Annotated in this window: 17 protein-coding genes; all 17 read right to left on the reverse strand. The window is 55.8% G+C overall.

Annotated features, from left to right (window positions below):
* Positions 1-24: 24 nt before the first annotated feature.
* Positions 25-1,404 (reverse strand): F0F1 ATP synthase subunit beta, encoded by a 1,380-nt coding sequence (gene atpD / locus AB4N76_RS14030; protein WP_007948086.1) that lies wholly within the window; start codon positions 1,402-1,404, stop codon positions 25-27.
* A 27-nt stretch (positions 1,405-1,431) separates the two neighbouring features.
* Positions 1,432-2,292: a F0F1 ATP synthase subunit gamma gene (atpG, locus tag AB4N76_RS14035; RefSeq protein WP_046030892.1), complete on the reverse strand. Its 861-nt coding sequence runs from the start codon at positions 2,290-2,292 to the stop codon at positions 1,432-1,434.
* A 50-nt stretch (positions 2,293-2,342) separates the two neighbouring features.
* On the reverse strand, positions 2,343-3,887 hold the full coding sequence (gene atpA / locus AB4N76_RS14040; protein WP_046030894.1) for a F0F1 ATP synthase subunit alpha: 1,545 nt from the start codon (positions 3,885-3,887) through the stop codon (positions 2,343-2,345).
* Between the two features lie 21 nt (positions 3,888-3,908).
* Positions 3,909-4,445, reverse strand: a complete 537-nt coding sequence (locus AB4N76_RS14045; RefSeq protein WP_077430983.1) for a F0F1 ATP synthase subunit delta — start codon at positions 4,443-4,445, stop codon at positions 3,909-3,911.
* Between the two features lie 12 nt (positions 4,446-4,457).
* Positions 4,458-4,928: a F0F1 ATP synthase subunit B gene (locus AB4N76_RS14050; protein WP_046030898.1), complete on the reverse strand. Its 471-nt coding sequence runs from the start codon at positions 4,926-4,928 to the stop codon at positions 4,458-4,460.
* Between the two features lie 56 nt (positions 4,929-4,984).
* Positions 4,985-5,242, reverse strand: coding sequence for a F0F1 ATP synthase subunit C (gene atpE / locus AB4N76_RS14055; protein ID WP_002555987.1), 258 nt, complete (start codon positions 5,240-5,242; stop codon positions 4,985-4,987).
* 133 nt (positions 5,243-5,375) lie between these two features.
* Positions 5,376-6,245, reverse strand: coding sequence for a F0F1 ATP synthase subunit A (gene atpB / locus AB4N76_RS14060; protein WP_046030903.1), 870 nt, complete (start codon positions 6,243-6,245; stop codon positions 5,376-5,378).
* Between the two features lie 16 nt (positions 6,246-6,261).
* On the reverse strand, positions 6,262-6,669 hold the full coding sequence (locus AB4N76_RS14065) for a F0F1 ATP synthase subunit I (RefSeq protein WP_460164613.1): 408 nt from the start codon (positions 6,667-6,669) through the stop codon (positions 6,262-6,264).
* 148 nt (positions 6,670-6,817) lie between these two features.
* Positions 6,818-7,690: a ParB/RepB/Spo0J family partition protein gene (locus AB4N76_RS14070; protein WP_008027541.1), complete on the reverse strand. Its 873-nt coding sequence runs from the start codon at positions 7,688-7,690 to the stop codon at positions 6,818-6,820.
* A gap of 9 nt (positions 7,691-7,699) precedes the next feature.
* Positions 7,700-8,497, reverse strand: a complete 798-nt coding sequence (locus AB4N76_RS14075) for a ParA family protein (RefSeq protein ID WP_046030909.1) — start codon at positions 8,495-8,497, stop codon at positions 7,700-7,702.
* Positions 8,498-8,515: 18 nt separating this feature from the next.
* Positions 8,516-9,160: a 16S rRNA (guanine(527)-N(7))-methyltransferase RsmG gene (rsmG, locus tag AB4N76_RS14080; protein WP_046030911.1), complete on the reverse strand. Its 645-nt coding sequence runs from the start codon at positions 9,158-9,160 to the stop codon at positions 8,516-8,518.
* Positions 9,157-11,055 carry a tRNA uridine-5-carboxymethylaminomethyl(34) synthesis enzyme MnmG gene (gene mnmG / locus AB4N76_RS14085; RefSeq protein ID WP_046030913.1) on the reverse strand — a complete coding sequence of 633 codons (1,899 nt, stop codon included), beginning with the start codon at positions 11,053-11,055 and terminating at the stop codon, positions 9,157-9,159. Before mnmG ends, rsmG begins: the two co-directional genes overlap by 4 nt.
* A gap of 551 nt (positions 11,056-11,606) precedes the next feature.
* Positions 11,607-12,977, reverse strand: coding sequence for a tRNA uridine-5-carboxymethylaminomethyl(34) synthesis GTPase MnmE (mnmE, locus tag AB4N76_RS14090; RefSeq protein WP_460164570.1), 1,371 nt, complete (start codon positions 12,975-12,977; stop codon positions 11,607-11,609).
* Positions 12,978-13,056: 79 nt separating this feature from the next.
* Positions 13,057-14,742 carry a membrane protein insertase YidC gene (gene yidC, locus AB4N76_RS14095; RefSeq protein ID WP_046030916.1) on the reverse strand — a complete coding sequence of 562 codons (1,686 nt, stop codon included), beginning with the start codon at positions 14,740-14,742 and terminating at the stop codon, positions 13,057-13,059.
* 2 nt (positions 14,743-14,744) lie between these two features.
* Positions 14,745-14,990 carry a membrane protein insertion efficiency factor YidD gene (gene yidD, locus AB4N76_RS14100; protein ID WP_077430980.1) on the reverse strand — a complete coding sequence of 82 codons (246 nt, stop codon included), beginning with the start codon at positions 14,988-14,990 and terminating at the stop codon, positions 14,745-14,747.
* Positions 14,983-15,384, reverse strand: a complete 402-nt coding sequence (gene rnpA / locus AB4N76_RS14105) for a ribonuclease P protein component (protein ID WP_027926203.1) — start codon at positions 15,382-15,384, stop codon at positions 14,983-14,985. The genes yidD and rnpA overlap by 8 nt, the downstream gene beginning before the upstream one ends.
* Before the next feature lie 16 nt (positions 15,385-15,400).
* Positions 15,401-15,535 (reverse strand): 50S ribosomal protein L34, encoded by a 135-nt coding sequence (gene rpmH, locus AB4N76_RS14110; protein WP_003213577.1) that lies wholly within the window; start codon positions 15,533-15,535, stop codon positions 15,401-15,403.
* Between the last annotated feature and the right edge of the window lie 283 nt (positions 15,536-15,818).

Here is a 15,818-nt window from a genome sequence, read left to right on the forward strand (position 1 = left end):
AGCGCCCGTTTCCGGGCGCCGGGATTACAGTTTCTTGGCTTTCTCGATCGCTTCTTCGATGCCGCCGACCATGTAGAACGCTTGTTCTGGCAGGTGGTCGTAGTCACCGTTGAGGATGCCTTTGAAGCCAGCAATGGTGTCTTTCAGGGAAACGTATTTACCCGAAGAACCGGTGAAGACTTCAGCCACGAAGAACGGCTGCGACAAGAAACGCTGGATCTTACGAGCACGGTTTACCAACTGCTTGTCTTCTTCCGACAGCTCGTCCATACCCAGGATCGCAATGATGTCCTTCAGTTCTTTGTAACGCTGCAGAACATACTGTACACCGCGAGCAGTGTCGTAGTGGTCCTGGCCGATTACGTTCGGATCCAGCTGGCGCGAAGTCGAGTCGAGTGGATCGATTGCCGGGTAGATACCCAGGGAAGCGATGTCACGGGACAGAACGACGGTCGCGTCCAAGTGGGCGAAAGTGGTCGCTGGCGACGGGTCGGTCAAGTCATCCGCAGGTACGTATACCGCCTGGATCGAGGTGATCGAACCGTTCTTGGTCGAAGTGATACGCTCTTGCAGAGTACCCATCTCTTCGGCCAGGGTCGGCTGGTAACCTACTGCGGAAGGCATACGGCCCAGCAGTGCGGATACTTCAGTACCGGCCAGGGTGTAACGATAGATGTTGTCGACGAACAGCAGAACGTCGTTACCTTCGTCACGGAACTTCTCGGCCATGGTCAGGCCGGTCAGTGCTACGCGCAGACGGTTACCCGGCGGCTCGTTCATCTGACCGTAAACCAGTGCCACTTTGTCCAGAACGTTGGAATCCTTCATCTCGTGGTAGAAGTCGTTACCCTCACGAGTACGCTCACCCACACCGGCGAACACGGAATAACCGCTGTGCTCGATGGCGATGTTACGGATCAGTTCCATCATGTTTACGGTTTTGCCTACACCGGCACCACCGAACAGACCGACTTTACCACCCTTGGTGAACGGGCAAACCAGGTCAATAGCCTTGATGCCGGTTTCCAGCAGGTCGTTGCCGCCCGCTTGTTCAGCGAAGGTTGGCGCAGGACGGTGAATGCCCCAGCGCTCTTCGGTGTCGATCGGGCCAGCTTCGTCGATCGGGTTGCCCAGTACGTCCATGATCCGGCCCAGCGTCGCTTTACCGACCGGTACGGAGATGGCGGAACCGGAGTCGATGACGTCCAGACCACGCTTCAAGCCCTCGGTGGAGCCCATCGCAATGGTACGAACCACGCCGTCGCCCAGCTGTTGCTGAACTTCCAGAGTGGTTGCGGCCGCGCTTTGTACAGTCAGCGCGTTGTAGATGCTCGGTACGCTGTCGCGTGGGAATTCCACGTCGATAACGGCGCCGATGATTTGAACGATACGTCCGCTACTCATAGCTGGATCCTCTGAATATTTGAACCGTTAAACCGCGGCAGCGCCGCCGACGATTTCCGAGATCTCTTGGGTGATCGCAGCCTGACGCGCCTTGTTGTAGATCAGCTGCAAATCGCTGATCAAATCACCGGCGTTGTCGGTAGCGTTCTTCATCGCGATCATCCGCGCAGCTTGTTCAGCCGCGTTGTTCTCGACCACCGACTGGTAGACCTGCGACTCCACGTAACGAACCATCAAGCCGTCAAGCAGCTCTTTGGCGTCCGGTTCGTAGAGATAGTCCCAGTGGTGCTTGAGTCCTTGATCCGGGGTTGCCACCAGTGGAATCAACTGCTCCACGGTAGGCGATTGCGTCATGGTGTTGATGAACTTGTTGGACACCACGGACAGGCGGTCAATACGGCCGTCCAGGTAGGCATCCAGCATCACCTTGACGCTGCCGATCAGATCATTGATCGACGGCTCTTCACCCAGGTGGCTGATAGCTGCTACGACGTTACCGCCGAAGTTGCGGAAGAAAGCCGCACCCTTGCTACCCACTACACACAGATCAATCTCGACGCCGTTTTCGCGGTTTACCGCCATGTCCTTGACCAGGGCCTTGAACAGGTTGGTGTTCAAACCACCACACAAACCACGGTCAGAGCTCACCACAACGTAACCGACGCGCTTTACTTCACGCTCGATCATGAACGGGTGGCGATATTCCGGGTTGGCGTTGGCCAAATGACCAATAACCTGGCGGATGCGCTCCGCGTAAGGACGGCTAGCAGCCATGCGCATTTGTGCCCTGCGCATTTTACTGACCGCCACTTTTTCCATGGCGCTGGTAATCTTTTGCGTGCTTTTGATGCTCGCAATCTTACTGCGAATCTCTTTTGCGCCTGCCATGTAACACCTATCAGGTTAGCAAGCGGGAGCCTTGCGGCTCCCGCTGCGGCTTACCAGGTTTGGGTCGCCTTAAACTTCTCGATACCGGCTTTCATGCCCGCATCGATTTCGTCGTTGAAGTCGCCCTTCACGTTGATCTTCGCCATCAAATCGGCGTGATCGCGGTTGAAGAAGGAAATCAGCGCTTGTTCAAAGCTACCGATCTTGGCGATTGCGACGTCAGTCAGGAACCCACGCTCAGCGGCATACAGCGACAGCGCCATGTCAGCAATCGACATTGGTGCGTATTGCTTCTGCTTCATCAGCTCGGTAACACGCTGACCATGGTCAAGTTGCTTACGGGTCGCTTCGTCCAGGTCAGATGCAAACTGGGCGAATGCCGCCAGTTCACGGTACTGAGCCAGAGCGGTACGGATACCACCGGAGAGCTTCTTGATGATCTTGGTCTGAGCGGCACCACCCACACGGGATACCGAAACACCGGCGTTCACTGCAGGACGGATCCCGGAGTTGAAAATGGCCGATTCCAGGAAGATCTGACCGTCAGTGATGGAAATCACGTTGGTCGGAACGAACGCGGAAACGTCGCCAGCCTGGGTTTCGATGATCGGCAGTGCGGTCAGGGAGCCGGTTTTGCCGGTCACTGCGCCGTTGGTGAACTTCTCAACGTATTCTTCCGAAACGCGGGATGCGCGCTCCAGCAGACGGGAGTGGAGATAGAACACGTCGCCTGGGTAAGCTTCACGGCCTGGTGGACGGCGCAGAAGCAGGGAAATCTGGCGATAAGCCACTGCTTGCTTGGACAGATCGTCATAAACGATCAGCGCGTCTTCACCGCGGTCGCGGAAGAATTCACCCATGGTGCAACCGGCATAAGGTGCCAGGTATTGCAGTGCTGCAGATTCCGAAGCGCTCGCTGCCACGATGATCGTGTTAGCCAGTGCGCCGTTTTCTTCCAGCTTGCGAACAATGTTAGCGATGGTCGATTGTTTCTGACCGATGGCTACATAGACGCAGAAAATGCCGCTGTCTTTCTGATTGATGATCGCGTCGATCGCCAGAGCGGTTTTACCGATCTGACGGTCACCGATGATCAGCTCACGCTGGCCACGGCCGACAGGGATCATGGCATCGACAGCCTTGTAGCCAGTCTGTACAGGCTGGTCTACCGACTTACGCCAGATCACGCCTGGAGCAACTTTCTCGACCGCATCGGTCAAGGTGTTGTTCAGTGGACCTTTGCCATCAATCGGGTTACCCAGTGCGTCGACTACGCGACCCAGCAGTTCCTTACCAACCGGAACTTCGAGGATGCGGCCAGTGCACTTGGCGCTCATGCCTTCAGCCAGAGACTGGTAGGAGCCCAATACAACAGCGCCTACAGAGTCTTGCTCAAGGTTGAGGGCCATACCGAAGACGCCGCCCGGAAACTCGATCATCTCGCCGTACATTACGTCGGCCAGACCGTGAATCCGCACGATACCGTCAGATACGCTGACGACAGTGCCTTCGTTACGGGCTTGGGAGGTCACATCGAGCTTGTCGATGCGGCCCTTGATAATTTCACTTATTTCGGAAGGATTGAGTTGCTGCATTGCTCTGCTGCCCCTTCAAACTCAAGATTTCAATGCTTCGGCAAGGCTCGCGAGTTTGCCGCGAACCGAGCCATCGATAACCAGGTCGCCGGCGCGGATGACAATGCCCCCAATAAGGGATTTGTCTTCCTCGACTTGCAGGCGCACTTCCCGGTTGAGTCGTGCACTGAGAACCTTGGCGAGTTTGTCTTGCTGTTCTTGGTTCAATGCAAAAGCACTGGTCACTTCAACGTCTACCGACTTCTCTTGTTCGGCCTTGTACAGGTCGAACAGAGCGGATATCTCCGGCAACAGCGGGAGACGGTCGTTTTCGGCAACGACGTTGATGAAGTTCTGTGCCTTGACATCAAACTTGTCGCCGCACACGTCAATAAACGTGGCGGCCTTGTCTGCGCTCGTCAGTCGCGGGGCCTTGAGCACGCGCTGCATAGTGTCGTCTTGCGACACTGCTGCAGCCAGGCCGAGCATGGCTGACCAAGAGGCCAGTTGCTGGTGGGCCTGGGCGTGCTCGAAGGCTGCCTTAGCGTAAGGTCGGGCCAACGTGGTCAATTCTGCCATGATCGCCCTCGCTTAAATTTCAGCAGCCAGTTTGTTTACCAGCTCCGCGTGCGCGTTTTGATCGATTGTGGCACCCAGGATCTTCTCGGCGCCGCCAACGGCCAGAGCACCCAATTGGGCACGCAGCGCGTCTTTGACACTGTTCAGTTCCTGCTCGATCTCGGCCTGAGCCTGAACCTTCACACGGTCAGCGTCGATACGGGCTTTTTCAACAGCCTCTTCAACGATCTGATTACCGCGTTTCTTGGCCTGCTCAATGATTTCGGCTGCCTGAGCTTTAGCTTCGCGCAGTTGTTGACCCACTTTGTCGTGGGCCAATTCCAGGTCGCGAGCTGCTCGGGCGGCAGCGTCCAGTCCATCCGCGATCTTCTTCTGACGTTCGTGCAAAGCCGCGATGACCGGAGGCCACACGAACTTCATGCAGAACAGCACAAAAATGAAGAACGCAACGGACTGGCCAATCAGGGTTGCATTAATGTTCACGCCAACACCTCGCTCGTTCGTTACACATCACACCAATTACTCGAAGGTTCGAGTAATTAGCCAGCGAGTTGACCAACGAATGGGTTCGCGAAGGTGAAGAACAGAGCGATACCAACACCGATCATGGTTACGGCGTCGAGCAGACCGGCAACGATGAACATTTTAACTTGCAGCATTGGAACCATCTCTGGCTGACGCGCTGCGCCTTCCAGGAACTTGCCACCCAACAGGCCGAAACCAATTGCGGTACCCAGTGCGCCCAGGCCGATCAACAGTGCAACAGCGATAGCGGTTAGACCAACTACAGTTTCCATCTTTCCTCCCGACTTTTACGTCGTATGGTTTAGGTTTTTTAGATTTTAAAGCGGTAAAACAAATCGTTTCATAGCCCTGTTCGGGCACCCACTCGTTTTACCGAGTGGGACATCAGACTAGTCGAAACTGGTCTTAATGGTTCTCTTCGTGCGCCATCGACAAGTAAACGATGGTCAGCATCATGAAGATAAACGCCTGCAGGGTGATGATCAGGATGTGGAACACTGCCCACGCCCACTGCAGAACAACGCCCAGGCCGCTAAGCCAGAGCAGACCGCTGCCGAACATCACAGCAATCAGAATGAAGACCAGTTCGCCGGCGTACATGTTGCCGAACAGACGCAGTGCCAGGGAGATTGGCTTGGCAACCAGTGTCACGAACTCCAGCAGGAAGTTCACCGGAATCAGCAGGGCTTGAACGAAGATGTTCTTGCTGCCGAACGGGTGCAGGGTCAGTTCGCCGACGAAGCCGCCAATGCCCTTGACCTTGATGCTGTAGAAAATGATCAGCGCGAACACCGACAGGGCCATGCCCAGCGTTGCGTTCGGGTCAGTGGTCGACACGGCGCGGAACGGAATGTGATGGTCGCCGGTGATCAGGATGGCCAGTTGAGGAATCCAGTCGACCGGGATCAGGTCGACGGCGTTCATCATGAACACCCAGACGAAGATGGTCAGTGCCAACGGTGCAATCACCGGGCTACGGCCATGGAAGCTGTCTTTCACGCTGCCATCGACGAATTCGACCAATACTTCAACGAAGTTCTGCAAAGCACCAGGCTGACCGGAAGTCGCTTTCTTTGCCGCCATACGGAAAAGAAGAACGAAGATCAAACCCAACGCGACCGACCAGCCGAGAGTATCGACGTGGAAAGCCCAGAAGCCCATTTCTTTGGCTTCTGCTGCGGTGTGGGCAAAACCCCACCCGCCAGTTGGGTGCTGACCGAAAGTCAGGTTTTGCAAGTGGTGCTGGATATAGCCCGAAGCGGTTGTTTCTGCCATGGTTGCCTCAAACGCCCTAAGGTCTCGAAAGTCTTGTTCTCATCAGCAGGGGCGCGAACCAGCTGACCAGTTGGGTCAACACGAAGACGCCGAATACAGCTAGCGGCGCCAATGGCTTCACACCTGCAAACGTCAGCGCAAAGAGCGCTGCCGTCAAAATCAGTTTGCCCGCCTCACCGGCATAAAATGACCGGACGATGGCTTGAGCTGCTCGGGCGCCGGAAAACCGAAATGCCCTGTGAGCGAAATAAACATTGGGAAGCAAGGCTATCAGGCCTCCGCAAAGTCCCGAGTACCCGGCAACGACTCCACGCCATTGCCAAAGCGCCAAAACAGCGATCAGCAGAACGACAAATTGAGCCATTAACACCGGAAAAACTGCCAGGCGATGGAACGGCAAGCGGTTTGGCGTGCGGGTTTCCATCACGTTTACTCTCCAATGGTCGGCTGCCAGAAATCAATAACTTGGCATAATTTGTGCCGACAAAATGCGCGCAGAGTATAGGGGCGGTTCGGCCCCTATTCAACTGTCAGGTAGTGATTTCCGACTGCACGCTACATGAGGAAATGTTTCAACGAATGTGTGCGAGCACACCTTGTAATTCGTCGAGGGAGTTGTAACCAATGACCAACTGCCCTTTCCCCTTCTTACCGTGGCGAATCTGCACCGCAGAGCCTAGGCGTTCAGCCAGGCGCTGCTCGAGTCGGGCAATATCCGGGTCCGGTTTTACCGGTTCGGCAGGCTCCTGTTTACCACTCAACCACTGGCGAACCAGTGCTTCAGTTTGGCGCACAGTCAGCCCCCGTGCGACAACATGTCGCGCCCCTTCTACCTGTTGATTCTCCGGTAAACCGAGCAAAGCACGTGCGTGACCCATTTCCAGGTCGCCGTGTGACAGCATGGTTTTGATAACTTCCGGCAACGCGATCAAGCGTAGCAGGTTGGCCACAGTTACGCGGGATTTGCCCACGGCCTCGGCAACTTGCTGTTGAGTCAGCTGGAATTCCTGCTGCAAACGCTGCAACGCCACGGCTTCTTCGATCGGATTGAGGTCTTCACGCTGGATGTTCTCGATCAGCGCCATCGCAATGGCCGTTTCATCCGGAACATCGCGAACCATCGCCGGGATGGTTTCCTGGCCCGCCTGCTGGCTTGCACGCCAGCGGCGTTCACCGGCGATGATTTCGAAGCGACCGCTGCCAATCGGGCGAACCACGATCGGCTGCATCACACCTTGGGCCTTGATCGATTGCGCCAATTCTTCCAGCGCCTGCGGATCCATGTCCCGACGCGGTTGGTATTTGCCCCGCTGGATCAGGTCTAGAGGCAGATGCTGCAGCTCACGCTGATCAGCTTGTACCGCTTGTTCTTCAAGCGAGCTGACAGTCGGACCACTCAGCAGTGCATCCAGTCCACGTCCGAGACCTCGTTTCTTGACGGCCATGGGGATTCCTTAAGTTGCCTGAGCAGCGGTGGTGCGTGAGTTTTTGCGTTGACGGCGAACCATTTCGCCCGCCAGTGCCAAGTAGGCAATGGCACCCCGCGATGTCTTGTCGTACGCCAACGCCGGCATGCCATAACTAGGCGCTTCGGCCAGGCGAATGTTGCGCGGAATCACAGTGTCGTAGAGCTGCTCGCCGAAGTGTTCCTTGAGCTGGGCAGATACGTCGTTCATCAGGCTCAGGCGCGGGTCGTACATGGTGCGCAACAGCCCTTCGACTTTCAGGTTCGGGTTCAGCAATTCGGCAATGCGCTTGATGTTATCCACAAGGTCGCTCAGACCTTCGAGCGCAAAGTACTCGCACTGCATGGGGATAATCACCCCATCGGCGGCAACCAGTGCGTTCAATGTGAGCATCGACAACGACGGCGGGCAGTCGATCAAAATGTAATCGTAGTTTTCACGGATCGGCGCCAACGCACTGCGCAGGCGGCTTTCCTTCATCTGCATTTCCAGCAGAACCACTTCGGCTGCCGTCAGGTCGCGGTTGGCCGGCAACAACTGGTAACCACCGTGCTCGGAGAAATGCATGGCCTGGGCCAGGTCGCATTCGCCGATCAGCAGGTCGTAGACCGAGTTTTCCAGACCGTGTTTATCCACACCGCTACCCATGGTGGCGTTGCCCTGTGGATCGAGATCGATCAGCAGCACCCGACGCTTGGTAGCGACCAGGGAAGCTGCGAGGTTGATGCAGGTGGTGGTTTTACCCACACCACCCTTTTGGTTCGCTATCGCGAATACCTTAGCCATTCTTGCTTGTGTTCCCAATCATGCCGTGCGGCGCAGTATCAGCAGATGGCGTTGGCCTTGGCAACCAGGTACGGCCAGGGCGTGTTCGCTATCGAGGTGGAAGTCTGCCGGCAATGCTACCAGCTCATCGGCCGGATGAACGCCCTTCATTGCCAGCCAGCGTGTATCGGCGTCGCCGAGGTGGCGAGTCCAGTTGCTGAAGTTTTCCATGCTGCTGAACGCCCGGGAAATGATCCCGTTGAATGGCTGGGCAGGCTGGAAGGCTTCGACGCGACTGTGGATAACTTGCAGGTTATCCAGTTTGAGTTCGAGTTTGACCTGAGTCAGGAAGCGGGTTTTCTTGCCATTGCTGTCGAGACAGGTCACTTGGGACTCTGGGAACAGGATGGCCAACGGAATGCCCGGCATGCCGCCACCGCTGCCAACGTCCAGCCAGCGACCGTTTTCGACGAACGACATCACGCTCAAACTATCGAGCAAATGACGGGAAACCATTTCGTCCGGATCGCGCACGGCGGTCAGGTTGTAGGCCTTGTTCCATTTGATCAACAGGGCCAGATAACCCAGCAGCTGGGCATGCTGGGTTTCTGTCAGCGTGACACCGAGCTGGCGAGCACCTGTGGATAACTCTTCTGCGTGTTGCGAGGTGACCAACGAACTCAAGCGCTTTGCTCCAACTGACGGCCCGCGCCGCGTTTTTTCAAATGAATCATCAACAGCGAAATGGCTGCCGGGGTGACGCCCGGGATACGTGACGCCTGGCCCAGGGTTTCAGGTCGGGTCGCGCCGAGCTTGCTCTGGATCTCTTTGGAGAGTCCGGAAATATTCGTGTAATCGATATCCACAGGCAGTTTGGTGTCTTCGCTGGCCCGCAGGCGTGCGATTTCATCCTGCTGACGGTCGATGTAACCGGCGTACTTGGTCTTGATTTCGACCTGTTCGGCGACTTGTGGATCTTCTGCGCCCCCACCAGTCACGGCAATCAGACCAGCGTAGTCGATTTCCGGACGGCTCAGCAGGTTGAGCAAATTGTATTCGTGGGTCAGCGGCGTACCGAACTTCTCGGAAATCGCATCGCCCTGCTCGGTGCCCGGGCGAACCCAGGTACTTTTCAGGCGTTGTTCTTCCAGGTCGATGCTTTCGCGCTTCTTGCAGAACGCCGCCCAACGCGCGTCATCGACCAGACCCAGTTCGCGACCTTTTTCGGTCAAACGCAGGTCGGCGTTGTCTTCGCGCAGGATCAGACGGTACTCGGCACGGGACGTGAACATCCGGTACGGCTCTTGGGTTCCGAGCGTAATCAGGTCGTCGACCAATACGCCGATGTACGCTTCGTCGCGACGCGGACACCAGGCGTCTTTGCCCTGGGCGCGCAGCGCAGCGTTGGCGCCGGCCAGCAAACCCTGGGCGCCGGCTTCTTCGTAACCGGTGGTGCCGTTGATTTGCCCGGCGAAAAACAGCCCGCCAATGACTTTGGTTTCCAGGCTGTACTTCAGATCACGCGGATCGAAATAGTCGTATTCGATGGCGTAGCCCGGCCGCACGATGTGGGCGTTTTCCATGCCTCGGATCGATTGCACGATCTGCAATTGCACATCGAACGGCAGGGATGTGGATATCCCGTTCGGGTACAGCTCGTTGGTGGTCAAGCCTTCCGGTTCGATAAAGACCTGATGGCTTTCCTTATCGGCAAAGCGGTGAATCTTGTCTTCGATCGAAGGGCAGTAACGCGGGCCGATGCCTTCGATTTCGCCGGCAGCGGAATACATCGGCGAACGGTCGAGGTTCGCTGCAATGATTTCGTGGGTACGGGCGTTGGTGTGGGTAATCCAGCAGCTGACCTGTTTCGGATGCTGCTCTTTGGACCCCATGAACGACATCACCGGGATCGGCGTATCGCCCGCTTGCTCGGTCATCACCGAGAAATCCACAGACCGGCCGTCGATACGCGGCGGAGTACCGGTTTTCAAACGACCCACACGCAGTGGCAATTCACGCAGACGGTGAGCCAGAGCGATTGATGGCGGATCACCGGCGCGACCGCCGGAGAAATTCTGCAAACCGATGTGGATAAGTCCACCGAGGAATGTGCCAGTGGTCAACACCACGGAATCAGCGAAGAAACGCAGACCCATTTGGGTAACAACACCGCGCACTTGTTCCTGCTCGACGATCAGGTCGTCAGCGGCTTGTTGAAATATCCACAGGTTCGGCTGGTTTTCCAATGCTTCGCGGACAGCGGCCTTGTACAGAACCCGGTCTGCCTGAGCGCGAGTTGCACGCACGGCCGGGCCTTTGCGGCTGTTCAACACGCGAAATTGAATACCACCTTTGTCGGTAGCCATGGCCATCGCGCCGCCAAGGGCGTCGATTTCTTTAACCAGATGGCTTTTACCGATCCCACCAATGGCGGGGTTGCAACTCATTGCTCCGAGGGTTTCCACGTTATGCGTCAGCAACAGGGTTTTCGCACCCATACGTGCTGAGGCCAGTGCTGCCTCGGTACCGGCATGACCGCCGCCGATGACGATCACTTCAAAACGGGAAGGGAAATCCACCACGCACCTCGTGCCTGCTTCAGTTAGGTAATCAGGAATAGTTTGAGCTCAGGTTTCTGGACCTGGTCGACAAGTATAGGGACTTCGCCCTTCCTAAAGAACCCTCTGCACAAAATTTAACCAGCTGTGGAGAAGTCGGGGTTATAGAAATTAAAAAGAAAGAAATTTATTAAATCTTTGTTTTTATGTTTATTTCTACTGAGACACCTTTCTGTGGATAGATCTCTACAGGCCTTTATGTTCAATATGTACAGAGATTCAAAACCCTGTGGTCATGTGCCAATGAGGCCCTTGGATAACCGGTGTAAGCCTGTGGATGAAAGAGGTGGTTATCCACAGGGGCGGTTATCTTCAGTTTTGAGGCCCTGTTATCAACTGCCCTCAGTGGCAGTTATTCACAGGGCTTAATCCACAGAAAAGGCTCGATCGAGTGAATTCGGGGCGCGGGAAAACCGCTCAAGCAGAAAGAATCTGCTCGGTACTAAGGGAAGATTGTTGAAAAGGGAGGGAACAGACAGGCACGAATGGCCTGTCTGTGGACAACGGAAGGACTATTTGCCGATGCAGAAGCTGGAAAAGATTCGTCCCAACAGGTCATCGGAGCTGAATGCGCCGGTGATTTCACCAAGAGAGTGCTGTGCCTGACGCAAATCTTCGGCCAGCAACTCGCCAGCACCTGCCAGGGTCAATTGTGCGCGGCCATGCTCAAGGGACGCGCTGGCATGACGAAGTGCCTCGAGGTGACGCCTGCGGGCACTGAAGCTGCTTTCCGACGTTTGCTCGTAACCCATACAGGCCTTGAGGTGGTCGCGCAGTAATTCCAGGCCATCACCAGCAGATTTGGCACTCAGGCTGATGGTGACGTGGCCATCTTCGCTGACTTCCAGGGCAATGGCTTCGCCCGTCAGATCCGCCTTGTTACGAATCAGCGTGACGTTGGCGGGATCGGGACGCACTTCCAGAAACTCGGGCCACAGCGCGAACGGATCAAGCGCTTCCGGTGCCGTAGCATCGACCACCAACAACACACGATCCGCTTCGCCGATGGCTTTCAACGCGCGTTCGACGCCGATTTTTTCCACCTGATCATCGGTATTTCGCAGACCAGCGGTATCGACCACGTGCAGCGGCATGCCATCAATGTGGATATGTTCACGAAGAATGTCCCGGGTTGTGCCGGCAATCTCGGTCACGATCGCGGCTTCTCGACCCGCCAGAGCATTCAACAGACTGGATTTACCGGCATTTGGCCGACCGGCAATCACCACCGTCATCCCATCTCGAAGCAAGGCGCCTTGCCCTGCTTCATGGAGCACTGTGGATAATTCATTGCGCACTTTGTCGAGCATGGCCAATACATGACCGTCAGCAAGGAAGTCGATTTCCTCCTCTGGAAAGTCGATGGCGGCCTCGACATAGATGCGCAGGCCTATCAGTTGCTCGGTGAGGTTATGCACACGCTGGGAAAATGCGCCTTGCAAGGACCGAAGGGCGTTTCGCGCTGCTTGTGTAGAACTCGCCTCGATCAAGTCGGCAATGGCTTCAGCCTGAGCCAGGTCGAGTTTGTCATTCAGGAAGGCGCGCTCACTGAATTCACCGGGACGGGCGAGACGGCAACCCAGTTCCAGGCACCGTTTGAGCAACATATCCAGAACGATCGGTCCGCCATGGCCCTGCAGCTCAAGCACGTCTTCGCCGGTGAAGGAGTTGGGTCCCGGGAAATACAGCGCGATCCCCTCATCCAGTACCTCCTCGTTTTCGCTGAGGAACGGGCCGTAATGGGCAAACCGGGGTTTCAGTTCCCGACCGCTGATGGCCTTGGCCGCAAGGCTCGCCAACGGCCCGGAAATACGGACGATGCCTACACCACCACGACCTTGGGCGGTGGCAACGGCTGCAATGGTTTCACGAGGAACGCTCATACACCGGTATCCAGACAAAAGTGACAGATAGCAAAACGCCCCACTAGGGGGCGTTTTGAGTGGATATCCACAGTGTAAATCAGGCAGCTGCTTTAGTAGCCGCTTCGATTTTACGAGTGATGTACCACTGTTGGGCGATGGACAGGCAGTTGTTCACAACCCAGTACAGCACCAGACCAGCCGGGAACCACAGGAAGAAGAAGGTGAAGATGATTGGCATCAGCTTCATCACCTTGGCCTGCATCGGGTCCGGAGGTGTCGGGTTCAACTGCTGCTGGATAAACATGGTTGCACCCATGATGATCGGCAGAATGAAGAACGGATCCTTGATCGACAGGTCAGTAATCCACAGCATGAAAGGCGCTTGACGCATTTCAACGCTTTCCAGCAGAACCCAGTACAGAGAAAGGAAAACCGGCATCTGCACGAGGATTGGCAAGCAACCACCCAGCGGATTGATTTTTTCCTTCTTGTACAGCTCCATCATGGCTTGCGACATTTTCTGCCGGTCATCGCCATGTTGCTCTTTCAGTGCGGCCAGTTTCGGTGCCACTGCACGCATGCGCGCCATGGATTTGTAGCTGGCGGCCGACAGAGGGAAGAAAAGCCCTTTGATCAGCATGGTCAGGAAGATGATCGACCAGCCCCAGTTACCGACCAGTGCGTGGATGTGTTGCAGCAGCCAGAAGATAGGCTGGGCAATGAACCACAGAATGCCGTAGTCGACGGTCAGCTCCAGACCTGGGGACAACTCTTTCAGCACAGCCTGGCTTTTCGGGCCGGCGTACAGAACAGCGCTGACTTCAGCTTTCGCACCTGGCGCAACAGTCATTGCCGGGGCGGTATAGCCGATGATGTAGTTGCCTTTGCTGTCTTTACGGGTCTGGACGACATTGTTTTCGCCCTTCGCCGGAATCCACGCGGTCACAAAGTAGTGTTGCAACCAGGCAACCCAACCACCGTTGACGGTTTCTTTCAGCTGAGCCTTGTCCATGTCCTTCATCGACACTTTTTTGTACGGCTCGTTACTTGTCCACAGGGCGGCGCCCAGGTAAGTCGCGGTGCCGGTGGCAGTGCTGGAAGAAGGATCGGAGCTGGCGTCACGCTTAAGTTGGGCGAACATCGCACCCGACCAAGGCTTGGCGCTTTCGTTGTCGATCAAGTAGGAGACGGTTACGTCATACAGGCCACGTTTCAGGGTGAAACGCTTGATGTAGTTGACGCCATCCTTGCTGAACTTCAGGTCTACGACCAATTGGTCCTGACCGTCAGCCAGTTGATAAACCTTCTTCTCCGAGGAATAAACCGGACGACCGGCTGGACTTGCGTCCGGCCCATCAGTGCCAATCAAACCGCTTTGAGCCAGATAAGTCCGCTCATTGCCGTTATCGAACAACTGGAACGGAATTTCCGGATGGTCCTGGCGACGTGGATACAGCGGCAGCGTCAGCTGGGCAACATCACCACCTTGTGGATCGATAGCCAGGTTGAGCACATCCGTTTTGATCTGGATGAGGTCTTTGCTTGCAGCTACTGGTGTTTCAGCAGGTGCAGTGGCACTGGTATCGCTTGCAGCGCGTGGAATGTCGTCACTGACAGAAGCATTATTGCCAGTAGCCGTATCCGGTAGGCCCGGTGCGGTCGTACTGGAAGCAACATTCTGAGTCGGCAGGGCAGCCTGGCCATAGTCCTGGTTCCATTTAAGAACCATAACGTAGGACACGATTGCCAGGGCGACGATCAGGATCGTGCGTTTGATATCCATGATTACTCGGCCATCGAAGAAGAACGGGAGGTAGGGATAGGTGGAACCGGGTCATAACCACCGGGATTCCACGGATGACAGCGACCTAAACGACGAAAGGCCAGCCAGCCACCGCGCAGAAGACCATGATTTTCTATGGCCTCTAACGCGTAGCAGGAACAACTGGGGTAGAAGCGACAGTGGTTGGCCATCAGGGGACTAATGGCATAGCGATAAAACTGGATCGGAACGAGTGCCAGTTTACGCATCGGGACTGTCTACCCCTACAGTTTCGGTTTTGACTGCTGGTACTGGCGTGCTGCGTGCCAGACGCTTCCAGAGTTTGCCGAAATGCTGAATCAATTCGGGGTTTTCTACGTCACCCAAACCTTTGCGCGCGACGATAACGATGTCCCAGCCGACCAGTGAATCCTGGTGCAGACGGAACGATTCGCGCATCAGACGTTTGAGGCGATTGCGCTCAACGGAGAGCTTTACGCTCTTTTTCCCGATAACCAACCCGAGACGGGGGTGATCAAGATCGTTGTTGCGCGCAAGGAGCAGGAGATTTTTCCCCGGAACCTTGCCGGTAGGGGAGTCAAAGACTGCCTTGAAATGCCGGGGAGTAAGCAGACGCTTTTCCCGACTGAAGTCCTGACTCACCTCCAGTGCCGGCTTATCAAACTGCCAGACGCGCACGACCTTTGGCGCGACGACGCGACAGAACGGCACGGCCGTTCTTGGTAGCCATGCGAGCACGGAAACCGTGGGTACGAGCGCGTTTGATAGTGCTTGGTTGGAAAGTACGTTTCATTGTCGTGTTACCTGGTTCGTCCACAACGGGCCGGAATGGCCCCCGTTTTAAGAGACCGGGGATTCTAGAGAAAGCAAGCCTCTAGGTCAATTTCCAACCAGCGTTTCCTTATAAATAGATCTCCAGGCGTTTTGTTCATCGATGGTCATTCGCCAGATATAAGAATAAAGAAGGGAATTATTTAAAGCTTTTCTGTAAAGCTTATAAAAGCTAGGGGGGCGATCATCTGTGGATAACTAGCTTTAAGCCTTCTAATCCGTGATGTACAGAGAATGACAACTAC

The sequence above is a fragment of the Pseudomonas sp. S2_F03 genome, assembly GCF_054668335.1.